General features: G+C 46.8%; 22 protein-coding genes. 17 read left to right on the plus strand and 5 right to left on the minus strand.

All coding sequences use genetic code 11. From position 1 onward, the window contains the following. Window positions 1–240: 240 nt before the first annotated feature. The 4 genes from QT987_RS08275 (at window position 241) to QT987_RS08290 (ending at window position 4988) form a co-directional block, all read left to right on the plus strand. A complete protein-coding gene (locus tag QT987_RS08275) occupies window positions 241–1728 on the plus strand; it encodes a TldD/PmbA family protein (RefSeq protein ID WP_333238900.1) in 1488 nt (495 codons plus the stop codon). Between the two features lie 181 nt (window positions 1729–1909). Next, complete coding sequence (locus QT987_RS08280) at window positions 1910–2161, plus strand: DUF4926 domain-containing protein (protein ID WP_333144873.1); 252 nt, start codon at window positions 1910–1912, stop codon at window positions 2159–2161. 59 nt (window positions 2162–2220) lie between these two features. Then, complete coding sequence (locus QT987_RS08285; protein WP_333238902.1) at window positions 2221–3567, plus strand: TldD/PmbA family protein; 1347 nt, start codon at window positions 2221–2223, stop codon at window positions 3565–3567. A 296-nt stretch (window positions 3568–3863) separates the two neighbouring features. After that, complete coding sequence (locus QT987_RS08290) at window positions 3864–4988, plus strand: THUMP domain-containing protein (RefSeq protein WP_333238904.1); 1125 nt, start codon at window positions 3864–3866, stop codon at window positions 4986–4988. 278 nt (window positions 4989–5266) lie between these two features. Here the strand turns inward: QT987_RS08290 and hpxZ are convergent, their stop codons facing one another. The 3 genes from hpxZ to QT987_RS08305 all read right to left on the minus strand — a co-directional run bounded on the left by hpxZ (window position 5267) and on the right by QT987_RS08305 (window position 7424). Next, window positions 5267–5653: an oxalurate catabolism protein HpxZ gene (gene hpxZ, locus QT987_RS08295; protein WP_333238906.1), complete on the minus strand. Its 387-nt coding sequence runs from the start codon at window positions 5651–5653 to the stop codon at window positions 5267–5269. 245 nt (window positions 5654–5898) lie between these two features. Beyond that, complete coding sequence (locus QT987_RS08300) at window positions 5899–6318, minus strand: peptidylprolyl isomerase (RefSeq protein ID WP_333024554.1); 420 nt, start codon at window positions 6316–6318, stop codon at window positions 5899–5901. A gap of 236 nt (window positions 6319–6554) precedes the next feature. After that, on the minus strand, window positions 6555–7424 hold the full coding sequence (locus QT987_RS08305) for a prohibitin family protein (protein ID WP_333238908.1): 870 nt from the start codon (window positions 7422–7424) through the stop codon (window positions 6555–6557). A gap of 128 nt (window positions 7425–7552) precedes the next feature. On the opposite strand from QT987_RS08305, the gene QT987_RS08310 reads away from it, so the two are divergent. Both QT987_RS08310 and QT987_RS08315 read left to right on the plus strand, forming a co-directional pair. Further along, on the plus strand, window positions 7553–8347 hold the full coding sequence (locus tag QT987_RS08310) for an RNA ligase family protein (RefSeq protein WP_333238910.1): 795 nt from the start codon (window positions 7553–7555) through the stop codon (window positions 8345–8347). A gap of 266 nt (window positions 8348–8613) precedes the next feature. Beyond that, window positions 8614–9768, plus strand: a complete 1155-nt coding sequence (locus QT987_RS08315; protein WP_333238912.1) for an AAA family ATPase — start codon at window positions 8614–8616, stop codon at window positions 9766–9768. Between the two features lie 86 nt (window positions 9769–9854). On the opposite strand, the gene QT987_RS08320 is transcribed toward QT987_RS08315, so the two are convergent. Beyond that, window positions 9855–10064, minus strand: coding sequence for an acetyltransferase (locus tag QT987_RS08320; protein ID WP_333057082.1), 210 nt, complete (start codon window positions 10062–10064; stop codon window positions 9855–9857). A 27-nt stretch (window positions 10065–10091) separates the two neighbouring features. Beyond that, a complete protein-coding gene (locus QT987_RS08325; RefSeq protein ID WP_333238914.1) occupies window positions 10092–11258 on the minus strand; it encodes a zinc-dependent alcohol dehydrogenase in 1167 nt (388 codons plus the stop codon). Window positions 11259–11944: 686 nt separating this feature from the next. On the opposite strand from QT987_RS08325, the gene mutS reads away from it, so the two are divergent. The 11 genes from mutS to QT987_RS08380 all read left to right on the plus strand — a co-directional run bounded on the left by mutS (window position 11945) and on the right by QT987_RS08380 (window position 23606). Next, window positions 11945–14572 (plus strand): DNA mismatch repair protein MutS, encoded by a 2628-nt coding sequence (gene mutS / locus QT987_RS08330; RefSeq protein ID WP_333239055.1) that lies wholly within the window; start codon window positions 11945–11947, stop codon window positions 14570–14572. Window positions 14573–15279: 707 nt separating this feature from the next. Next, complete coding sequence (locus QT987_RS08335; RefSeq protein WP_333238916.1) at window positions 15280–16515, plus strand: tyrosine-type recombinase/integrase; 1236 nt, start codon at window positions 15280–15282, stop codon at window positions 16513–16515. A 264-nt stretch (window positions 16516–16779) separates the two neighbouring features. After that, window positions 16780–17646: a BRO family protein gene (locus QT987_RS08340; RefSeq protein WP_333238919.1), complete on the plus strand. Its 867-nt coding sequence runs from the start codon at window positions 16780–16782 to the stop codon at window positions 17644–17646. Continuing rightward, window positions 17639–18265 (plus strand): hypothetical protein, encoded by a 627-nt coding sequence (locus tag QT987_RS08345; RefSeq protein ID WP_333238922.1) that lies wholly within the window; start codon window positions 17639–17641, stop codon window positions 18263–18265. Before QT987_RS08340 ends, QT987_RS08345 begins: the two co-directional genes overlap by 8 nt. Further along, entirely contained in the window at window positions 18262–18771 is a 510-nt protein-coding gene (locus QT987_RS08350) for a hypothetical protein (protein WP_333238925.1), read from the plus strand. Before QT987_RS08345 ends, QT987_RS08350 begins: the two co-directional genes overlap by 4 nt. Beyond that, window positions 18772–19035, plus strand: a complete 264-nt coding sequence (locus tag QT987_RS08355; RefSeq protein WP_333238927.1) for a hypothetical protein — start codon at window positions 18772–18774, stop codon at window positions 19033–19035. It abuts the gene before it with no gap. Next, on the plus strand, window positions 19026–19571 hold the full coding sequence (locus QT987_RS08360) for a hypothetical protein (protein ID WP_333238929.1): 546 nt from the start codon (window positions 19026–19028) through the stop codon (window positions 19569–19571). The genes QT987_RS08355 and QT987_RS08360 overlap by 10 nt, the downstream gene beginning before the upstream one ends. Next, entirely contained in the window at window positions 19564–19836 is a 273-nt protein-coding gene (locus QT987_RS08365) for a hypothetical protein (protein WP_333238931.1), read from the plus strand. The genes QT987_RS08360 and QT987_RS08365 overlap by 8 nt, the downstream gene beginning before the upstream one ends. 154 nt (window positions 19837–19990) lie before the next feature. Continuing rightward, window positions 19991–20197, plus strand: a complete 207-nt coding sequence (locus QT987_RS08370) for a hypothetical protein (RefSeq protein WP_333238933.1) — start codon at window positions 19991–19993, stop codon at window positions 20195–20197. A 46-nt stretch (window positions 20198–20243) separates the two neighbouring features. Further along, a complete protein-coding gene (locus QT987_RS08375; RefSeq protein WP_333238935.1) occupies window positions 20244–20729 on the plus strand; it encodes a hypothetical protein in 486 nt (161 codons plus the stop codon). Between the two features lie 135 nt (window positions 20730–20864). After that, window positions 20865–23606: a DUF5906 domain-containing protein gene (locus tag QT987_RS08380; RefSeq protein ID WP_333238937.1), complete on the plus strand. Its 2742-nt coding sequence runs from the start codon at window positions 20865–20867 to the stop codon at window positions 23604–23606. Window positions 23607–24149 lie beyond the last annotated feature (543 nt).

A 24149-nucleotide genomic window follows, 5' to 3' on the forward strand; every position in this document is an offset into this window, starting at 1 on the left:
CCTGTTCCACAAAGAGTGAATTTATTGTGGGGAGTAGGGGTTGGGTATCCTGCCCGCGATTAAACTCACTCTTTGTACTATTTTTAAGAACAGGCAAGATGCCTGTTCCACAAAGAGTGAATTTATTGTGGGGAGTAGGGGGTGGGCATCCTGCCCGCCCAGAGAAAGCTTATTGAAAAGGGTTCAAAAAATTGAAAAGCGCTATAATAATTGACAACTAACGACGAATGACGAATAACTATGGTGCAATTAACTGCAAAAATCTCTGCTAACGAGTTAGCAAATTTGGCTGTAGATTTGATTCGGAAAACAGGTTGCGAGTACGGTGATGTGCGTTTTTGCAGTTACCGAAGGCAGAATCTTTACGCGCGCGATCGATCTTTAAGTCAACTGTCAGATAATGTAAGTTCCGGTTTTGGCGTGCGAGTCCTTCTAGACGGCGCTTGGGGGTTTGCCGCCAGTCACAGCAAAACACCGGCAGAGGTTGCCAGAATAGTCGCTTTGGCTGTAGAAATCGCTAAAGGCAGTCGCTTAACTCAGAAGGAACCGGTGCGGTTAGTGCCTGTCGAAAAATATGTTGATACCTACATTACTCCCATCGCCATTGACCCTTTTTCTGTACCCGTTGGTGAGAAAGCTGAACTGCTGCTAACTATCAACGAGCAACTGCTAGCACACGGCGCACAAGGCATCAAAAAAGCTTCTTCTTTTTTGCAGTCCAGCCGCGAAGACAAGGTTTTTGCTTCCACAGAAGGCTCGCTAATCGAACAAACAATCTACCGCAGCTATCCGGGTTTTGACTGTACGGCAATTGCGGGCGGCGATGCCCAAAGTCGCAGTTACGATCGCCCGCCGCTGAATATCGGTTACGAACATATTAATCCCGATGATTTGTTGAGTCAAGTCGAAAGAGTTGCCGCCGAAGCTATTGAGAAAGTGCGCGCTCCCAAAATCCCTGCTGGTATTTGCAAATCCCTGATTCTTAAGCCGACAAATTTGTTTTTGACAATCCACGAATCGGTAGGACATCCAACTGAATTAGACCGGGTTTACGGTTACGAATCTAATTTTGCTGGCACTAGCTTTGCTACTACTGATAAGTTAAATAAACTGCAATACGCTGCACCTTGGGTGAATTTTAAGTGCGATCGCACTCAACCGGGTGGCCGCGGTACAATGGGTTACGATGATGAGGGCGTAAAATCACAAGATTGGTACGTTGTCAAAGATGGAATTTTAGTTGATTATCTCACTGACAGAGAGACGGCTTATCGCCTCGGACGGGGTAGCAGCAACGGTTCTGCTTACGCTGACAGTTGGTCGAGCGTGCCGATGGTGAGAATTCCCAATTTGGGATTGGAGCCGGGCCCGGATGGCGGCAGCCATACTGCTACTTTGGCAGAGATGATTGCGGATACGGAAGACGGGATTTTAATCGACGGTATAGGTAGTTATTCGATTGACCAGCAGCGGCGCAATTTTCAATTCGGCGGCGATGCTTTTTGGAAGGTGGAAAAAGGTAAAGTTGTCGGTATGTTGAAGGATGTAACTTATCAGGCGATGACTACTGATTTCTGGAATCAAATAGATGCGATCGGGCCAGCTTCGGAGCTGGTTCAGTGCGGTACTAATATGTGCGGAAAGGGCGAGCCGATGCAGGTTGCTCAGATGACTCATGCTTGTGTGCCGGTGCGAGTGAGGGATATTCAAATAGGGGGAAATTCTTAATGAGATTGTAGGTTTTTAAAGTGAGAATTATAAAGGAGCTGTAGGGTGCGTCGCCATCAAAAATCCTCAAAAAAATCTAAAATATCGCAGCGACGCACCTTACTAATTATGACAATTGCGTCCCGGACTGACAACTTAGATGCCCGACAGCTTACTCTCAAACCCAAAAAGGAGTCTCGACGTGAAACTTGAACTTTACCAGCGTGTAGCATTGTGTCGGGATATGCCGCTATATCAGCTAAAAAAAGGTGATGTAGCCATGCTAGTCGATCGCGTACCTCATCCAAGGGAAGGCGAAGATGATGGCTGCGTTCTAGAAATATTTAATGCTTTAGGAGAATCGATTTTAGTTGTGGCTGTTTCTCCTTCAGATGTGGAACCTCTGCGAGCAGATGAAGTGTTAGCAGTACGCTCTTTAGTACAGGCGAGTTAACCGTATTATTGCGGCTAAACCTATTTTTAAATACAACAAATCTTTCGCGACTTTAGCTTATGCTCGTAACAACATCGCCCGCAAATTTAAGTGAAGACCAAGCCTTATCTTTACTAGAAAAAGCAGTCAAACTATCCAAAGCAGAGGAAGTATTTGTAAGTCTCTCTACTGGCGAGGAATCTCTTTCGAGATTCTCGGAAAATCAAATCAGCCAAAATATCAGCAAAACTGTATTTAGCCTGAGCATTACTAGCTATTTCGGTAACAAAAGCGCCTCTGCTGCTGTTACAGAATTTGATGAAGATGCGATCGCCTCCGCAGTCAAGCGATCGGAAGAATTGGCCAGAATTGCGCCGGCAGACCCCGAATGGATGCCGCTGCTGCCGCCTCAAACCTACGATTTGCGATCGCCCGCATTCGACGCAGCAACGGCAACTGTATCGCCTCTAGCGCGGGCCGAAATGGTGCAGCAAGCGTGCGCCAGATCCTCCCAGGGGGGCGCTCATGGTTCGGGCACTTTGAGCACTGAGGCGTCGCTGTACGCGATCGCCTCGTCAACCGGACTCCGCGCCTGTAACCAGTCTACAGAGGCGGATTTCAGCTTTACTGCTCGCATTGAAGACGGTTCTAGTTGGGCTCAGAGCACTGCTTGGAGTATCAACGAATTGCCGATCGCCCAATTAGCAGAACAAGTGCTCGATCGGGCGATCGCATCCCGCAACCCGCGCCCCATCACTCCGGGCGTTTATCCGGTAATCTTTGACGGCGCTGCTTTTGCGGGCTTGCTACCGTGGGTGATTTGGGGGCTGGATGCGAGGGCGGCGGATGAGGGGCGATCGTTTATGTCGATCGCCGATGCAGAGGGAAAACCAGCGGGAAACCGCGCGGGAGAACAACTTTTTAGCCCGTTAGTGCAAGTGCAGCGCGATCCGGCTCATCCTTTGCTGCGATCGAATACTTTTTTCGGCGACGGATTGAGCAATAACTATTTGGAAATCATCAAAGATGGCGTGCCTCAAAGTTTGTCTTATTCCCGCTACTGGGCCGCACAAAAAGGCAAAGAGGCAAAAGGTGCTTATTACCCGATCGTAATGACAGGTTCCGACCAAAGTTTAGCAGATTTAATTGCTCAAACCGAGCGAGGAATTTTTGTCAGTCGAGCTTGGTACGTGCGCTACGTCAATCCGAAAACATTGGAAGTAACGGGAATGACTCGCGACGGTACTTTTTGGATTGAGGATGGCAAAATTGCTTACCCGATTAAAAACCTGCGTTTCAATCAAGTTTTACCTGATATGTTGCGCGATGTGGATGCAGTTAGTGCGGTGAAGCGTTACGGCGGTAGTGTCGTGCCCGGAGTGCGCGTGAAAGCTTTTAATTTCACGAGTATTACTGACAGTTTGTGAGTTGCAGCGGTGAGGTGTGCGGAAACCCACCCGGAGGAGTCTGAATTATTCATATCTCTCTTCTCTTTATCTGCGTAAATCCGCGTCCATCCATTGTCATCTGCGGTTAATACATTCTCTTTTTTAAACCGCAGATGAGGGCAGATAAACACAGATTAACGCAGATGAATTAGAGCAATTTCGGTTGCAACTTCCGTGATTGTTGACTGTTGACTCGATTTTACAATTCCGATGGTACCGGATTTGATATAATTTAGGGCGATCGATAAAAACCAATTCCCAATTACCAATTCTCAATGAATCAATATTTTGCTACAGTTGCGCGCGGTTTAGAAAGTATTGCCGCCCAAGAATTAGAACGTTTGGGGGCCCAGGATGTCCAGCCAGATTTTACTGGGGTTTACTTTGCGGGCGATCGCGCTTTATTGTACCGCGTCAATCTTTGGTCTAGAACAATTTTTCGAGTGCTAATGCCGATCGCCGAATTCCGGTGTTACAACTCGGATATGCTCTACCGCGAAGTGCAGAAAATCCCCTGGGACGAATACTTATATCCCGAAAATACTTTAGCAGTAAACTGCACCGGCGGCAACGAAAAGTTGAACCACACTCACTTTACAGCTTTGCAGGTCAAAAATGCGATCGCCGACCAACAGCGCCTTCAATTTAACAAGCGTTCTAATGTCGATGTAGAGCATCCCGATTTGCAAATTAACCTTCACATTCATCAAGATAGAGCTATTTTAAGTTTAGACAGTTCTGGCGGCAGTTTGCACCGCCGGGGATATCGACCGGCGATGGGGCTTGCTCCCCTCAAAGAAACCCTAGCGGCGGCTTTGTTGGAGATGGCAGAATGGACGCCAGATTTGCCGTTTTTAGACCCGATGTGCGGTTCTGGAACTTTGCCTTTGGAAGCGACTTTAAAGGGCTTGAATATTGCACCGGGATTGTTTAGAGAAAAGTTTGGATTTATGAGTTGGCGCGATTTTGACGAACCTTTGTGGGATAAATTGTGGGCCGAAGCTGAAAATAGTGAGTTACCGGAACTGAAAGAGGTGATTGCAGGGTGCGATCGCGATTCCGATATGTTAACTCAAGCTCGCACGAACGCGCAGCAAGCCGGTATTTCCGGTAAGATTCAGTTTGCTCAAACCGAATTATCTCAGTTGGAAGCACCCGCAGACAGAGGCGTTCTGATTTGCAATCCTCCCTACGGAGAGCGCCTGGGAGATGCTAGCGAATTAGGAGATTTGTACAAGATGTTGGGGGATATTTTCAAGAATCGTTTTAAAGGTTGGAATGCGTTTATTTTGACAGGAAATAAAGAGTTGGGTAAAAAGGTGGGACTCAGGACATCGCGGCGTATTCCGGTTTTTAATGGATCGATTCCGTGTACTTTGCTCAAATATGAGCTGTATTAGGGAAGGGGAGTGACCAAAAAGAAGAGGTACTAATAGTAAAGGAAAAAAAGAATATATGCCGAATTACATGGCTCAACAATAATCAAATTAAAATAGTAATTTTACATTTGAATATATTGTTTTCTTACCTGGAATATCCTGTCAGGTAAATTAACCACAATAGTTGTAGTGGCGGGTTTCACAAACAATCTGTAATTCACATCCATAATATCTATAAACCCGCCCAGCCCGATCGACAGAATTTCATTACGGGAAATTCAACGGAAATGACATAACATCTACACCGGCAACAAAGAAACGTGAGCGGAAACAATCTTCCACCCTTGAGGAAACTTCCGCCACATCTGACTCTGCCGCCCCAGTCGCACCACTCCATCCATTACACGGCGAAATTCCAGCGTCACAGCCGCCGTGTCTGCATCGAAAGTCACGACTTTGAGGTTGAACATTTCTCGATCGACATTTACAGGCGATCGCCCTTTGCGAAAAGCCCTCACCTCATCGCTCCCGTACAGGTTCTCCGTCACCCCAAACCGCACGACTTCCGGCGCATCCCAGAACAAATTATCGAGAGTTTCAATATCATTCGTACAAAGAGCTTTTTCGTATTTTAAATATAGTTCAGTTAACTCAGCCACCACAGCAGAATCATTGATAACAGTCATTCGATTTTAGATTTTAGATTTTAGATTTTAGATTTTAGATTTTAGATTGACACCACGGATAAATCCGGGGGCTTGAGGATGCAAGGATTTTGGATTTTGGATTGATTCCACAGATAAATCCGGGGGCTTGTACCATCAAGAAATTATTGGTCATAAATTGTAGATTTTAAAACTCTTAACTTTCACAAGTTGTGTTTGCACTAAGGAATAAAGTCCTTATTGCAAACACAACTAATTACTGGAAATTAATGCTCAATTTTCAGCGAGATAATCTTGTCACCTTGGCGGATAGCATTGACGACAGACATATCCTCAGTTTTGCCAAAAGTTGTGTGAACTCCATCTAGATGAGACTGGGGAGAATGGCAAATAAAGAATTGGCTGCCACCCGTATCGCGGCCTGCGTGAGCCATCGATAAAGTTCCTGCCAAATGTTTGTTGGAGTTGATTTCGCACTTGATTTTGTAGCCGGGGCCGCCCGTTCCATTGCCTTTTGGACAGCCACCTTGAATCATAAAGTTAGGAATGACTCGGTGAAAAGCCAATCCATCGTAAAAACCTTTTTCCGCCAAGTCAACAAAATTCTTCACTGTGTTAGGCGCATCCGCATCGAACAATTCCAAATTGATTGTGCCTTTGTCGGTTTCCATAATAGCGCGGGTCATGATTTCTCCTGGCTTCCTAAAATGAGTGTGTTGCCTGCGTGTTAATTGCGGACTTCGCTTTTATAACGACAGGTTTCAAACTGTCGTTATATTGTGGCTTTCAGAAGTGTAGCATATTCCCGCAACTCTCATAGGACTTATGTGCGCTTTCTGAGGAAACCCGGTTTATTGCGATATTTCTGGTTAGCAAAGCCAATATTTTCGGAGACACCGAGTTTGTTACCCTCTGTCATATTTTAATTGTTGGTCACTTGCGGGCGATCGGGTTCTTCCTGAATATCGTTCATATTAAAAATGAAAGGAACCCGACTCGAACCTGCGCCCATCACCAGCACTTTTGGCATCTGAGCGCCGCCGCTTCTCCAAGCTTCGATCGCCTCTTTTTGCAGCACTAAATCGCCGCCTTGAGCCTTCAAAGTTTCAGCCAAAAGTCTTTGAGCTTCCGCCCTACCTTGAGCGCGGTTAATGTCAGCTTGAGCCTGTTGTTCTGCTTCTTGAGCCACATAAACAGCCCTTTGCGCCCGCTGTTCAGCAACCTGTTTCTCCTCAACCGCTTTCGCAAAATCTGTGGAGAATCGAATATTAACAACGCTCGTATCGAGTACGATTACATCATACTTTGATAGCCTTTCCTTCAGCGCAGTATCAAAGTCTCGCTTCAGTTCACTTCTTTGAGTAATAGATTGTTCGGCGGTTCTCAGTGCAGCGGCTGTTTTAAATGCTTCTTGCGTCTGAGGAGCAATTATTTTTGAGACTATATTCTCCAATGTTCCTTGAGTCCTTCGGACATCAACTATTCTCGCAGGATCGAGGCGAAAGTTAATCGCAAAACTAGCATTTAAATCCTGAAGGTCTTTAGTAGCACTCTGGGCGGGAACTTCAAATTTTTGCACTGTTACATCGTACACATCTACCTTGGAGATCAGCGGGGGTCTGAGGTGAAACCCCTCTAACAATGCTCCATCTGTGGCTTTTCCTAAAACGCTAACCACCCCTGCTTCGCCTGGATTGATGACGACAAAAGAGTTTAATCCGAGGAGTAGAGCGCCTACTAATAGAATTCCTGCGAGTGCTGATGATATGCTCTGGAAACTTTGACTTTTCAAAATACACGCTCCTTTGTGATAATTTCATTATAATGGTTAAATAGATTCGGTTGCCTCTAAAGTCTAAAATATAAAATTAAAATCTAAAATGGATGGGGTTGCCTCTCAAATCTAAAATGGATTGGCTGATGAGCAAAATTGTTAAATATCCTAGAACTTATCACATCGAAGGTTCGCGTTTGCAACCGGGTGATGAAGACCTCGACAGCGTGCCATTTAGCGTTTTGAGCGATCGCCCTGTAATTATAGAAGAAAAGGTAGACGGCGCTAATACAGGCATCAGCTTCGCACCAGACGGGCAAATGCTGCTGCAAAGTCGCGGCCACTATCTCACCGGTGGGCCGAGGGAAAAACATTTTAACTTATTCAAACAGTGGGCTTTCAGTCTCAGCGGTGTGCTGGGAGAAGTGCTGGGAACTCGCTACATTCTTTACGGCGAATGGCTTTATGCGAAACACACTGTTTTTTATGATTTTTTGCCGCACTATTTTATGGAATACGACGTGCTGGACTTAGAAACAAATCAATTTTTGAGTACAGAATCCCGCCGCAAGTTGTTAAGCGGACTGCCGTTAGTGTCAGTTCCCGTGCTGTTTTCGGGAGTGCTGAAATCGCCCAAGCAAATGATGCAGTTTCTGGAAAAATCTAATTTTATTCAGCCGGGACATTTGGATCGGTTGCGTTTATACTGCCGGGAATTGGGATTAGATGAAGAACGATGTTTGAAAGAGACTGACAAGAGTGATCGCATGGAGGGGCTGTACCTTAAAGTCGAAGAAGATGGCATAGTAAAGGCGCGTTACAAATACGTGCGTGCCAGCTTTTTAACGGCTATTAAGAATGCGGAAGGACATTGGCTCAATCGCCCTATTATACCCAATATTCTGCGTCCCGGCGCAGATTTATTTAATTTTAGTTTGTAAACTGATATCTTGCACCATTGTCAAGAACGGGCAAGATGCCCGTTCCACAAAGAATGAATTTTCTTGTGGAACAGGCATCTTGCCTGTTCCTAAACAAGTAATTGAGAATGGTGCAAAATGTGAGTAAAGTAAAAACTGCCGACCATTGGCGTCAAATTTCCACGCTCTTTCCCGAAGTCCGGCAGGGGTTTAAACCCCTGACTCAAAGCTAAAGTCCTCTTCAATAGGACTGATGAGTTGTTCAGTCAGATCCAACAAGTAAAGTTATGAATGCACTGTTATCGCCCTCGGCAACTTGGACTTTTCCCTTTTGTCCCGAACCGCCCGATTGGTTCCTGGATTGGGACAGCATTCAAAATCATTTCGATTGGATTCAAAACTTAAAAGGATGTCAGCAAGACCCGATTTATCACGCCGAAGGAGACGTTTTAATTCATACCAAAATGGTCTGCGAAGCATTAATATCTTCCCCAAATTGGCGGCAATTACCCGTGCAAGAACGATCGATACTTTTTGCGGCCGCTTTGCTGCACGATGTCGCCAAACCAACCTTTACAAAAATCGAAGCCGATGGCAGAATTAGCTCAAAAGGTCACGCCCGCCAAGGTGCGAGAATGGTTAGACAAATTTTATCTCAATTCGAGCCGCCTGTGCAGTTTGAGATTCGGGAAACCGTGGTGGCGATCGTCCAATTCGGCAGTTTACCCATCTGGCTGATCGACAAACCCAACCCGCAGCAGTCTGTAATTAAAGTGAGTCAAGTTGTCCGCTGCGATTTCCTCGCACTTTTAGCCGAAGCAGACGTGCGCGGCCGCCACTGCGCCGACAAACAAGAATTACTCGATAAAATAGAACTATTTCGGGAGTTTTGTCAAGAAAATAATTGTTTGGATTCTCCCCGACAATTCCCCTCAGCACACAGCCGATTTATCTACTTCCGCAAAGAGAACGGCCACCCGGATTACGAAGCATTTGACGACACTAAATGCGAAGTAATTTTGATGTCTGGCTTGCCAGGAAGCGGTAAAGATTATTGGATTCGGAACAATCTCCCAGATTTGCCAGTAATCTCGCTGGATGCACTGCGAAAAGAGATGAATCTCCCTCCCGACGAAACCCCTGGAAATGTGGTCAGAGCCGCGAAAAAAAGAGCCCGCGAATACATGAATGACGGGCGCTGTTTTGTGTGGAACGCCACGAATACAACTAAACAAATGCGCCAGCAATTAATTAATTTTTTTGCCGATTATCAAGCGCGCATTCGCATTGTTTATCTAGAAGTACCTCTAGAAGAAATATTGCAGCGGAATCGATCGCGCACAGCAACACTACCGCAAGCAGTCATTCGCAAATTAGCTGCGCGGCTGGATATTCCAGACATCACAGAAGCCCATCAAGTCGAGTGGATCGTTAACAATTAATCTCCCTTTTTACCTCAAACTGTTAGAGCCCCGACTTCTTAAAGAAGTCGGGGTTCTGGATATTAGGTTTGGGGTTTCCCTTGATATCAATGAGTTTGATAATTTTCCTCAGTCCAGCAGCGCGGCAGATTTTCACCGGAAGGAAAGACTAAATTACTTTTTGGAAAAGTTGCTTTCTCTTGCTCTTCTTGACCAGCTTGATTTTTTCCCGACACTTCTTGTTTTGTAGGGCTGATTAAAGCATCTACATCGAGGATTTCAATCAAGTCGCCTGATTCTTTTTCTTGTAAAAGCATAGTTTCTCCTTGAAGGGTAAATGCGAGTTAGGGTTTGAGGACAACTTTGATGCAGTTGTCTTTTTTGTTTTTGAAAATCTCGTAAGCGTGGGGCGCTTCATCCAATTTCATTCGGTGCGTAATTACGAATGACGGGTCAATTTCGCCTTTTTGAACGCGATCGAGCAAAGGCCGCAAATAGCGGTGAACGTGCGTTTGTCCCATTTTCAGGGTCAAGCCTTTGTTGAAAGCTGCACCTAAAGGCACTTTGTCAACGAAGCCGCCGTAAACGCCGGGAATTGACACTGTACCCCCCTTGCGACAGGCGAGGATCACTTGTCGCAGGGCCGTAGGTCGATCGCTCTCTAACCGCACGGCTTGCTTGGCTTTGTCGTACAAAGCGTCGAGACCGGTGCCGTGGGCTTCCATTCCCACCGCGTCGATGCAAGAGTCGGGCCCGCGTCCCCCCGTCATTTCGGTGACGGCTTCCCCGGCGTCCATTTCTTCATAATTGATGATTTCAGCTTTGGCCGCGGCCGCCATTTGCAAGCGTTCCGGTACGCGGTCGATCGCAATTACTCGATCGGCCCCCAGCATAAACGCGCTTCTGATCGCAAACTGTCCGACCGGCCCGCATCCCCAAACAGCTACTGTATCCCCCGGCTGAATATCGCAGTTTTCGGCCGCCATGTAACCGGTAGGAAAGATATCGGTGAGGAACAATACTTGTTCGTCAGAAAGTCCGTCGGGAATTTTTAAAGGGCCAACATCTGCAAACGGAACTCGCGCGTATTCTGCTTGACCGCCTGCATAACCGCCTGTTAAATGCGAGTAGCCAAAAAGTCCAGCGGGGGAATGACCGAACATTTTTTCAGCCAGCCCAGCATTGGGGTTGGAGTTGTCGCACAGCGACCACAAATCGCGGTTGCAAAAGAAGCAACTGCCGCAAGAAATAGTAAAAGGAATCACGACGCGATCGCCCTTTTTTAAGTTCTTGACTTCGCTGCCGAGTTCGACTACTTCCCCCATGAATTCGTGCCCCATGATATCGCCCGATTGCATTGTCGGGATGAAGCCATTGTAGAGGTGCAAATCAGAGCCGCAGATTGCTGTAGACGTGATTTTAACTATCGCATCGCGCGGATTGATAATTGCTGGGTCTGGTACATTATCAACTCGCACATCATTTGCTCCGTGCCAGCAAAGAGCTTTCATTATTTTTTTTCCTCTATTTAACTACTAGCTAGCAGATTTTTGATTCTAAATCTTACCTTTACTAAGCCGATAAATTACTCGCTTCGATGTTTTTAATTCTAAGCATATAAAATATTTTATCTCTCTATCCGAGGTATAATTTAAAAATCTATCTTTCGGCTGTTTTAAATAACAAAAATGTAAAGTTTATGCCCCTAAAATGCGGAAACTTTGACCTTATTGTGTTAACGCCCAACCTTTATAGCAAGCACGCTCGACGGTTAAGACGTTCCTAATTGCTGAAATCATTGCGGAAGATTGCTTCTTCTTTCTTTTTACGGTGAGCGAACTTGAAAGGCTTTCAACATCTGCTATAACAGTTAATAAGGAGATGGATGAGTTTGCTTTTGTGACTCGCCGATCCCTATCCTCTCACAATAGATAAAATATCCGCCCTAAGTCTCACTGTAGCGGCTGCTTGGACTCACATTAGATAAGTAGCGACATAAAAATTCTCAACTAAAAGCAAGTTTATCGATTATTAAGTAGGGTGCGTGACTTTTGTATAGCTCAACACTCTTCACCAATATTGACAATCACGCACCCTGCTTAAGGAGGATTAATCGTCAAATATTGTATATTAGTTATAGCTAAAAGCCGAGCTTGCGCTAAAGTTGTTAAAGATTAAAATTTATCGATCGCCTTTTATGCCTTACACTGCATCTACCCCAACAGACCCCAATCAACCCAACATCCGCAATGCCGACCACCGCCTACTAGAATTCACCAAGCTAACTCCGATGATGCAGCGGTATGTGGAAGTGAAAGAACAGTATCCCCATGCACTTTTATTGTTTCGAGTCGGAGATTTCTTTGAGTGTTTTTTCCAAGATGCAGTTACGATTTCGCGCGAATTAGAACTTGTTTGTACTAGCAAAGAAAGCGGCAAAGAAATCGGCAGAGTGCCGATGACAGGAGTGCCGCACCACGCCCTCGATCGCTACACTTCAATGTTAGTAGAAAAAGGCTATGCTGTGGTAGTTTGCGACCAAGTAGAAGATGCTTCGATTGCAGCCAAAGAAGGCCGCCAAGTGAAGCGAGAAATTACCCGCATTCTCACTCCCGGAACTTTGACTGATGACGGAATGCTCAAACCCCGACAAAATAATTTTTTAGCAGCAGTCGTCATCGCTGGAGAACATTGGGGATTGGCTTATACAGATATTTCTACGGGAGAATTCGTCACTACCCAAGCAGACAGTTTAGAACAATTAACCCTAGAATTGCTGCGCTTGCAGCCTTCGGAAGTTTTGGTACCGACTAATGCGCCGGATTTGGTGACTATGTTGAGGCCCGGAGAGAAATCCGAGCATTTGCCCGATTGTTTGCCGAATTCGTTTTGCTATTCTTTGCGATCGCAAATTCCGTTTAGTTTGTCCGAAGCAAAACAGAGAATCCTGCAAAAGTTCAAAGTGCGATCGCTCGAAGGTATGGGATGCGGCCACCTTTCCCTCGCAGTGCGCGCCGCCGGCGGTTTGCTGCAATATATCGAAGAAACTCAAAAGGAAAAAGCAGTTTCTTTGCAAAGATTGCACACTTACACTCTCACCGATTTTCTCATACTCGACTACCAAACCCGCCGCAATCTCGAAATTACTCAAACAGTGAGAGATGGGGTTTTTCACGGTTCGCTGCTGTGGGCTATAGACAAAACCAGCACCGCAATGGGAGGCCGCGCTTTGCGCCGCTGGGTGCTGCAACCTTTGCTCAACATTAAAGGCATTTGCGCCCGACACGACACGATTCAAGAATTAGTAGAAAATAACGCCCTGCGCCAAGATTTGCAGCAGTTGCTGCGCCAAATTTATGACATCGAAAGACTGACAGGCCGCGCCGGTTCTGGAACAGCTAGCGCGCGGGATTTGGTCGCTTTAGCTGATTCTCTGGGAAAACTGCCGGAATTAGCCTCGATCGCAGCCCAAGGGCGCTCGCCCTATTTGAAAGCGCTGCAAAATGTACCGCCAATTTTAGAAGAATTAGCAAGTAAAATTCACGCTCATTTAGTTGATGAACCGCCGATTCATTTAAAAGAAGGAGGTTTGATTCGATCGGGAATCAATCCTATGCTAGATGAAATGCGCCAAACTGCATCAGCAGACCAAGAATGGATTGCAAATTTAGAGGCAACTGAGAGAAAGCGCACCGGAATTTCTAATTTAAAAGTAGGCTACAATAAAGCTTTCGGCTATTACATCAGCATTACAAAATCGAAAGTAGACCAAGTGCCGAAGGACTACACCCGCAAGCAAACTCTCACCAATGAAGAACGTTATAGCACTGAAGAATTAAAAGAAAGGGAAGTGCGAATTCTGACAGCGCGGGAAGATTTAAATCAATTGGAATACGATATTTTTGCTAAAGTGCGATCGGAGGTAGGAGAACACGCCGAAATTATTCGCAACGTTTCCCGCGCCGTGGCGGCGGCGGATGTTTTGTGCGGTTTAGCAGAAGTAGCAGTTTACCAGAATTACTGCCGCCCGACTATGACAGAAAGCCGGGAAATTAAAATTATTGAAGGTTGTCATCCTGTGGTGGAAAAGTCTTTGCCGCCGGGATTTTTTGTACCTAATTCTGCTTTTTTGGGTCGGGAAGAATCGCTAAACCGCCCAGATTTAATTATTTTAACCGGCCCGAATGCTAGTGGCAAGAGTTGTTATTTGCGGCAGGTGGGTTTGATCCAGTTAATGGCGCAGATGGGCAGTTTTGTGCCGGCGAAAGCTGCGAGTTTGGGAATTTGCGATCGCATTTTTACCCGCGTCGGTGCAGTAGATGATTTGGCAACTGGTCAGTCTACGTTTATGGTAGAAATGAACGAAACTGCCAACATTCTCAATCACGCGACGCCGAAATCATTGGTTTTGTTAGATGAAATTGGCAGGGGAACGGCGACTTTTGACGGACTTTCGATTGCTTGGTCTGTGGCGGAATATTTAGCAACTGAGATTCGGGCGCGGACAATTTTTGCGACTCACTATCACGAGTTAAATGAGTTAGCTTCTATTTTGGATAATGTGGCAAATTATCAGGTGACAGTGAAAGAGTTGCCGGATCAAATCATATTTTTACACCAAGTTCAGCCGGGAGGCGCTGACAAATCTTACGGGATTGAAGCGGGGAGATTGGCCGGTTTGCCGCCGTCGGTGATTGACAGGGCGAGACAGGTGATGAAGCAGATTGAGAAACATAGCAAAATTGCGATCGGGCTACGGAAAGGTGTTAAAAAAGATGGTAAAAAAGAGTCGGAGGGCGAACAGTTGGATATTTTTGAGGATTGAAATTTTAGGTGGTAAAAAAATTGGTAGTAACTTCTATATTGCACCATTTTCAATAAGCCTTTCAGGGGCGGGATCTCCTGCCCAACCCCTACTCCCCACAATAAAATTCACTCTTTGTGGAACAGGCATCCTGCCTGTTCTTGAGCATGGTGCAATATCTCAGTTACTACTTTTACTACAAACCAGGAACTCTCCAGCAACTCTAACGCCCATTTTGCAATTTTCTTACCTCTTTGTGCACGCTCATCCCTATTTCCAGAGCCGGCCAACTTGCTCAATCAGTTAAAAGCGCGGCGTAAAAAGTCGAGGGCGGACTTGGCGGACATCAACGCTATTCTGGGGCTTCTAGCTGTAGAGTACGGCTCAAACCCAGTCTAGGTATGGATTGTATTCAATTTGTATTCAAACGAGGCTAATTGTCTCCAATTTGTATCCAATTTCTAGTCAACTAGACCCCCCGACAACCCAGAAAATCAGCAATAAAAAACCTCAAACCGTTGATTTATCGTTGGTTTGAGGTTTTTATAGAAGTAAGCGGGCAGCGGGAATCGAACCCGCATAGTTAGCTTGGAAGGCGCTAGGGAGTATGCGCTAGACCCCTTGTGCAGTAACGATTTGTTTGTTTCAAGAATACTTTGTCTCCAATTTTGTCTCCAATTTGTCTCCAAAAGTAGTATCTTGGTTGCATTGAAATTGGAGACAAAATTATGGTTGACTCTCCTGATCGGGCAAAAAAAGGGTCGGTTGTTATCCAGACTCGCAGTGGCAGACTGAGGCTGCAGTTACCTAGACATCTTTATGGTGGCGAACGCAAACACTTTTACCTTAACTTGGCCGATACCCCTGAAAACTGGGAACTGGCAGAAGCTAAAGCACAGTTGATTGAATCCGACATCAAGTTTGAGCGGTTTGACCCCACACTCAAAAAGTACAAGTCACAGACTCACCTGACTGTTATTGAGACAGTCAAGCCTAAGCCGGAACTGACACTGACTAAATTGTTTGAGAGATACTTGGAGTTCAAGAAGCCAACACTCAAGACAACAACATTCAATTACATGGTGACGGGCATCCAGAGCTATATTGACCGCTGTCCTTACCAGCCTCTGTCAGAGGACAGCGCTTTGCAGGTACGCGCTTGGTTGTTGGAGGATACGACTAACAGCATGACAAAGCGGGTTTTAACCCATCTAAATGCAGCGGTTAAGTGGGGGATTAAGTTCAAAATCGTGAAGGGTTTAACTGTCTCCCCGTTTGAAGGGATGTCGGCAGAATTGCCCAAGCACAACTGGGAAAGTGACCCGGAACCTAACGCGTTTACAGCACAAGAAAAAGAGCTGGTATTGGAGGCTTTCAAGAATCACAGAGGGACTTGGAATGGGAGGGGAGAAACCGGGCAAAAGTTTTGTTTTTACTACCCGATGGTGCAGTTCTGGCTACTAACTGGATGCCGTCCATCTGAAGCTGTTGGTTTGAGGTGGTCTGACATTGCTACTGACTTTTCTCACATTGTGTTTAATGGGAGTATACAGCACCCAAGCGGTAAGGAGACAAGGGTTGACGGCAGTAAAAACAATAAGCGGCGTAAATTTCCTTGCAATCAAGAACTGGTTCAGTTGTTGAAAAGTATCAAGCCACAAAACCTGATTGATAAGGATAGGTTGGTATTTCCATCACCTATCAAGGGCGGGGCGATTAATTACAACAATTTCAGTAAGCAGGTATGGCATAAATTGGTTGACCCGATTACTGAAAAAACCAGGCAACATGAACAGGGTTCTAAGACTACTACCCCCTACTCTTGCCGGGATACTTTTATCAGCGAACAGGTAGGCAAAGGTGTACCGAGTGCTGTTGTTGCTAAATGGTGCGATACGTCGGAAAAAGTGATTAATGCTGTCTATTTAGACGGCAAGATTTTGGAGCATTTACGCCCGCTTTGATGCTGTTAGGATGTTGATTCTACGGGCAACTTTTGCGAAACAAAACTTTACAGTTCCAGTGTTGACAAGGAACTGTAAGTCTGCAATCGTGAGTAACTAAGGAAGATTGATGCGCGACTGACTAGCACTTCCAATGCTAATCAAGTCACGACTTCCCCAAACCGTTACATCACAACGTTTGGAGCCTATAAATTATGCCACTTTCGGCCGATTGTCTTTGCGGACGATCGCAACTCTTAATGATTGAGTTTGCGAGGTTTTGCAATGACTGAACTATCAATTTTCAATTTCGAGGGTCAAGAAATAAAGGTGTTCGGTTCGGCCGAACACCCTGAGTGGGTAGCTACTGAGGTAGGAAATGTTTTGGGACTGAGCCCCATTACCGTTCGCCGTCGGCTTTCTAAAATGCCTGACTGTTGGAAGGGTGTTCATTCAATGAACACCCTTGGCGGCCAGCAACAAATGCTCACCGTGACAGAGCCAGGTCTTTATGAGCTGATTTTCCGATCGGACAAACCAGCGGCCCAACGGTTCCGAGTTTGGATGTTTGAGGAAGTGTTACCCAGCATCCGCCGAACGGGTAGCTACTCCCAGTCAGACTCTCAGCAGACTTTTGACCCACAAATATCGCAACTCATAGAGCTTGCACAGACCCAAGTTGATGTCATCAACGAACAGCAGAAAATGCTGGCAACAGCCCTAGCTAGCCTCGGCAAGACCAAAACAAAGGACAAGAAGCAGCCCAAGTGGACACCACGCAGCACCAGTCATTTGATGGAATTTATCCGTGAAGTCGGTTTGGAACCTCAGCCTGACGGTCAGGTTTACGTTTCTGACCTCTGGCAACAGTTGCGCGACTGGTACATCAAGACTGGTGTGCTCAAGGTTGAAACTGTCAAGGGCAAAGAGAAGTTGACTTGGCGGGACTTACCAAACAAGCGGGACAACCCTGTTAAAGCTATTAACCAGTTGTCTCGCAGGTTGTGTGAGCTTTTTCCTAAACTCCAGAGGCGGCGACATACGGGACACGATACCGGGCATGACGGTAAGTTGCGACTTGGATGTAGCTACCTAACTGGCATTGGCTACGCGCAAAATTCCGAACTGTCTGGAGACGATAGCCATGACTAAGCCTACCGTCAGCTACCGGAGAATTGACCAATTAAAGGCGATCGCCTATGACCGTGGCTTCTCCAATGAAGACGCCAGACAGTTCGGGAAACTCAGCAAAACTGCTACGTGGGAAGCGCTGCTAGAACTGTACCTCGTTGACGGTGAATCGCTAGACACAGTGAATGTAGACACTGTAGACGAGACATCTGAACCGCTAGACACAGTGCTAGAAGATATACAAACAGTCGCAAATAGTCGCACACAGTCCGACTGTTTGTATACCTTGACTGAATCGGCTGACACAGGTGAAATACCCGCAAACAGTCGCAAGCAGTCCGACTGTTTGTATACCTTAACTAAACCACTAGACACAGTGCTAGACAGTGTAGACACAGTGAGTGTAGACACTGTAGACACCCTAGATTGGACTAACGACGGTTCATTCCCTGTGTGCGGTTTCACCCGCCAGACTTCCACTAGCTTTTTAGACTGGGTTGACTTTGGGCAACTCATCGCACTCATACTCGCATCGGCGGGGGTGTTTATGCTGGCTATGTCTATGTGGCGACAAATCAACCCCTTGAATTTATTTCCCTCCCCAGTTCGCATCAACATTCAAATCGGGACAAAATTATGAGCTTACAACTACGCCTTTTTGGCGGTAATTCTGATGCTGGAAAACTGACTGCCAGCAACGACGGCGGACACGCTATTGACAAATCAAAAGTTTTAGCAAGCACTGACGCAAGTGTCATCACACCGCTAAATCCTGGTAACTTTTCCAGCATTCGTAGTGTTCCAGTTGTGCCAGCACCGCGCTACTTTACCAAAGAAGAAGCGGACGCCGTGAAGGATTTAGCAAAAGAGAAAACAGACGGTGCAAAGCAGTCTAAGCGCGCCTATGAAGCACTGGCAAAAGTTGAAGAAGCCGATGCTAAAGTTCACCGTCATCACCGCAAATATGAAGGTGTTGTGGCTGATAATGAACTGAGCAAAAAACGCTCAGACACTCGACTGGCTAAGCACTTGCACAGCTTGCGTCCTGGTTACGCGCGACTGGGCTTAGGGATTGATAAAGCTGAAAATGATGCCCGTGCTCGCATTGATGAAATTAAAGCCAAGTTGACGGGAGGGACTAACTAAATGAAAGCGATGTATCTGGCAAACTACTTTATTGCCGGATGCGTCGCTTTCTCCCTTTTAGGGTGGATAGCGAGTTTGCATCCGATGGCAATGAAAGCCGTCTCATTCTTGTTAGCAGCTATTGCGATTGCTTGGGGTTTGAGCTGGTTGCTTGACTACTCACTGAGCAAGTTGATGAAGATTTCAGTCACCGACTTACAAGCCTTGTTAATCGGCGGTTTAGCGATGTCGCTAATTGGTTTAGGGGTGTTTCTATGCAGCTAAAACTGTTTGTATTGAGTGCTTCCTCTGTCGTGCTGTGGTTGGTTCCCCTAGCAGCACTAGACAAAAAGCTAGACACTCACAAAGCGCTGCAAGGTATCAGTTTGTGTGCTGCAATTGCCTGTGCAGTGTCGGCGGGTAACATCGCCCGTCAATTAGCAGACGAGGGAGAGATTGAGGAATTGAAACTGAGGGCAATCAAGGCAGATGTAGAGGATGAAATCAGCACCAGCGTCTACGTTTCACAGCAACAAAGACAGCAGGAAGCCGAACTTATTCTGACAAGCCCTGGCGTTGATGTGGAAGCCTCACGGCAAGCGCTGGAAGCTATATATAGCAGTGACTTACAGGATACTGCTTCCCCTTCCAAGCATCCCGATTACCCTATATACTTGGAAGTTTGTAAGTCAAGGGAAGCGGGTAAGTCACCCACTTGGATTGTTGAGAATGTCCTCAAAATGGGAGGGCGTAAATTTTCCGAAGGCAAGGCAAAATTGCAAGATTTACTCAATCAGTTTGAGGGGGACAAGAATGACTAGACTACCAAACATCCCAACTACAGCAGCGTTAAGATTGACTGGCACTAAGTCAGAAATAGAGCTAGTATTGGCAGTTTTGCGAGGCAAGGATTTCTTCTGGAAAACTAACGGCAAGTTTTACCCGCAGCGGGGGGATGAGAGTCAGTACGCTTACTACCTCAATGACTTGCAATTGCCTCAACTGGGGGCGACAGTCCCGCCAATACCGGGGGAACCACAACCTAGACCGTGGGATGCGGTTTTGGGAGGTCAGGGCGATCGGTAGCGGTCAGGCAAAAAAGGGGGTGCAAAGGGCAAATGTCCGAAATTTCGGACGTTTCCCAGAACCCTCTCCTAGTCTGCGTTTCCCGCCAGAAAATCACTCGTCGATGTTATACATCGACGTGGTAGAGACCAGCTAACCAAATAACAGAGAAATTATGCCTACAGGAAAGCCCCAAGCCGGGATATTTTACAAAAGTGCGGCCACAGCCGTAGACCCGCCAAAATGTATCCCCATGAAAAAGTACACAGAGAAATATTTTGTTTCCCGCTTTCAGGTCAAGCGGCTATTAGCCAAAAAGCTACTATGTGCGGTGTGGTGTAAGCGACAACTCTTCATAGAGGATATTCCACCGCCGCTCTAGATCGAGTGACTCAAACACACCATTTCAAAGTGACAGGTAGAATGAAATGATGATTTTGCTAGTAGAAGACTTGAAGCAGGACAGACGGGTAGTACGATTTTTGTTTGGCGGCTCCAATGACGAGTCGCTGGCAACTCTTTGGGAACGTCAAAGGGAACTTTCGACAAAGCGGCCAGCTTTTTGGAAGTTGATCATGCAGGCTTCTAATAAAATCTTTCTGGAACAATTCAACGACACGCGATGCCTAGACAAGACTTATCGGTTTGTTGAAAGTCGAGTCAAACTTCTCCCAGAGCTTAGCCATTTACGCCGCCCAAGATTCTGCTCTATTAAAGAATATTGGGACGAAAACCCCGATACTTTTTTACGCTCCCTCAACAACCGGGTTGCGTTTCAAGAGTTTGTCGAGTGTTTGAGGCTCGATCGAGTAGAGCCTTCCTGCACGGGCCCGCCTAAAGGATTTGTGCCGCTTCCCGACGCTGAGATAGGTGGCTGTGCTCGCAATGACAGCTTAATCGCACCCGCAATCTAACTCGCGGGGCGGTCTCTCCTATGCTCTAAATTTTCAAAAACTATAAACACCAAAAAACCGCTGCTTTCAATTGAGACCTGAGCGCAACGGTTTTAGGTAATTCACTCATCCCTTAGAAAGACGAGACAAATCATCATGTCCCATAATATTAACTCGAATGACGGGCAAACTTCAAGCACCCGTGGAAATCTTGTTCGTGTAACCAAAGACAATCCTTGCCCGCACTGTGGCAAACCAGACTGGTGCTACTCGATCGGCGACCTCTCTGTCTGCAACCGCGACCAACCGCCCGCTACTGGTTGGGAAGCGACTGCGAAATCCGATCAAGATGGCCATTTTTACTACGCTCCCATCCAAGAAAAGAAAGCCATCCGTCCCGCAGGTACTCGCTACTGGGAATATCCTGCTCGCGACGGTTCCCCGCTTGCCAGGGTACGGCGGATTGATTTCGGCGACGGACGCAAGAAGGATATCAAGCAGCAGCACTGGGATAAAGATAAAAACGACTGGGTAACGGGACTGGGGAACGTTCAACGTGCGAGCATCCCCATTTATCGCTATGCCGATGTCCAAAAGGCGATCGCAAACGGCGACTACATTTTCATCGTTGACGGCGAGTCGTGTGCCGATGCTCTTTGGGCTTTAGGTTTGGCCGCTACCACCAGCATCGGCGGCGCTGGAAAATGGCGAATCACTGACACAAGCGATTTACAGGGCGCAAAAGTTGTTATTTGTCCTGACCGCGACGTACCAGGGATTGAGGATGCGGCCAAAATTTCCCAACACTTCCCAGAGGCTCAGTGGCTGTACTGTTACCCAGAATCCTGGGCCTGGAATAATCCTCAAAAGAGTCAGGGATTAGATGTCAAAGATTGGATTGACAGCGAAAAGCTCAGCGCTCAGGACATACTAAATTCTCTTACTTCTCACCCGCGCACGCGAGAAGAAGTAGTATGCCAGAAGTATGACAGTAGTAAGGACAACTACATCCCAGACATTGCACCGACTCCAGAGCAAAACTATATCCAGAAAGCTGTTGATGCGCTGTATTCTGGCGCGCCTTGGGTATCCATAGCAGGACAGCTTTTTGAGTTCACCGGGACTCATTACGAGCTGCGACCGGAAGTGACCGAGAAGCGACGCATCCTTGAGTGGTTGAGCACCTACTCTGAATTTGTGGGGGGGAAATATCGCTGCAACCGTGCCAACTCTGCCAGTTTCAAAGAGGTCTACACTTACATCCTTTCGGCTGTGGCAGTAGACCCCAACACCATCAATCCTGATGGGTTGAACACTACTAAAGGGGTGCTGAAAATCAATCCTGATGGCTCCTACTCGCTTGTGCCGCATGACCCCAAAAATATCTATACCTATGTCGGCTGCACGTATGACCCCGACATTGACGCGACGGATTGCGATCGCCTTCTGGAATGTCTTGAGCCCTCGCAGCGCGAGATATTCCTGAGAACTGCGGCGGCTGCGTTGAACTTGAAACTTGTGCGATCGAAGTTGACGGGGCGGGGCGTAAAAGGTTTGCTGTGCTACGGCGAGGGGTCTAACGGCAAGGATACGCTGCGAGCTGTGTTGGCCGCTGTATTCGGGCGGGGAATGACTAACAAGTCGCTGTCGGATTTCAAGTCCTACGATAATGGCCGCAAGTTCAATTTGTCAGGTGTTCTAGGGGGTGTCTGCAACTGGGCCTCTGAGAACACTTCAAAAGTAAACCTAGACAACATCCAGAGCCTTAAGCAGTTCATTACTGGCGACCCGATTGATATTGAACCCAAAGGTAAGGACAGTTACGAATACAAGCCTGTTGCTACCTTTTTTGCCAACTGCAACAAACTACCCTCTATCACCGGGGGGACGGCTGCAATTGATGACCGCTATGGCATCTTGAGTTTCAAGAAAACCTACAAGCGCAACGCTGACCCGTCTCAGGGTGAGTTAGAGGCTGACCCGCGCTTCAAAGATGATGAAAACTTTATCCTTGAGCGGATTGCGCCGGCGATGCTTAACAAGATGCTGGAGCGGTTGCCACTGCTGTTAATCGAGGGCATTGACTATAAAGCGACCCGTGAGGCGATGCGGGAAGCTCAGGAAGAGAGCCGGCACCTTTGGCAGTTTGTGAGGGACTTGGGTTATGAAGCTGGCAAGGGCGAGCGGGTTTACGCCAAAGATTTATGGAGCGAGCTACAAGAGTGGTATCAAGAGGCGGGGATACTTGAGCTTGAGTGGAACGAGAAGGGCAAGGAAAAATTAATCTGGAACGAGCTACCTAACCAGTGGGATAAGCCCGTGAAGGCTATAAACCAGTTGTACGCTCGACTTTGTGAGATTTTCCCCAAATTGGAGAAACATCGGCACACAGAACGAGGCGTCGAACCGGAGCGAACGATGGGAGAAGCTTATTACCTCGGCATCAAAAAACAAAAGTCTGAACAAAGTGAGAAATCATCCTCAGCATCCTCAGCACCTTATGGAACAAGGGAATCATCCTCAGCACTGCCTCAGCAAAATTTTTCTGCTGAGGATGGCGCTGAGGCAACAATCCTTGCACAGAGGGCTGCTGAGGATGCTGAGGCACTAAACCCAACTCTTTTGGACTTGTGCAATGGAATTGCAAAACTCTCCGACTCCGACAAGCAAAAACTGACAGAGTTACTCACAGGCATCCCCTGCTCCGACCCGCTCAAAGCATTCAGAGTCGGAGACAAAGTAGCTGGCAACAACCCCGAAGATTCTAGCTACAACTGGCACGGTCGCATCCTTGAGATTCACACCAGTATCAGTTGCAAAGTTGACTGGCAAGAGCGCGAAGGCAAGAAGGGCGGACGGGTAATCTCAATGCTCTTCTGTAACCTGCGGAAAATTTAGAGGCTCTGCCTGACAACTAACGGCTCAATCTCATCCCCCTTAATTGGGGGATTTTTGTGTCTACAAGTTTTGTCTACAATATGTTGACAGTGTAGACAGTTATCAATTATTGTAGACAAATACTGTATACAGGTGTCTACAATGAGTCAAAGTCAAGTCGTATCGTTCAGGGCTTCCGGTCACTTCCTGAACTGGATAGAAGCTCAGAGGCTAGATGGTGAGTCGGTAAGTCAAGCTGCACAACGCATCCTTAAGGAAGTATCAGGCACGTTTACAGCAGCGTCTACAGAGAGTGACACTAGCCTCGTGTCTACAGTAGCCGCCGAAAGCGTAGACCTACTTATATCGGAGCGTATTGCCCCACTAATTGAACGGATAACCATCATTGAGGAACGTCTGGAAAAATTGAAGGCTTGAGTGATAGCAGGGTAGTTGTCTAATTAGATGCTAGACAGGTGCTAGACACAGTGCTAGCATCTAACTAGACAACCACTAGACAAATACTAGACACAGTGCTAGCATCTAACTAGACAACCACTAGAC

Origin of the sequence: Microcoleus sp. SVA1B4 (genome assembly GCF_036700545.1) — a bacterium.
Classification (GTDB): domain Bacteria; phylum Cyanobacteriota; class Cyanobacteriia; order Cyanobacteriales; family Microcoleaceae; genus Microcoleus.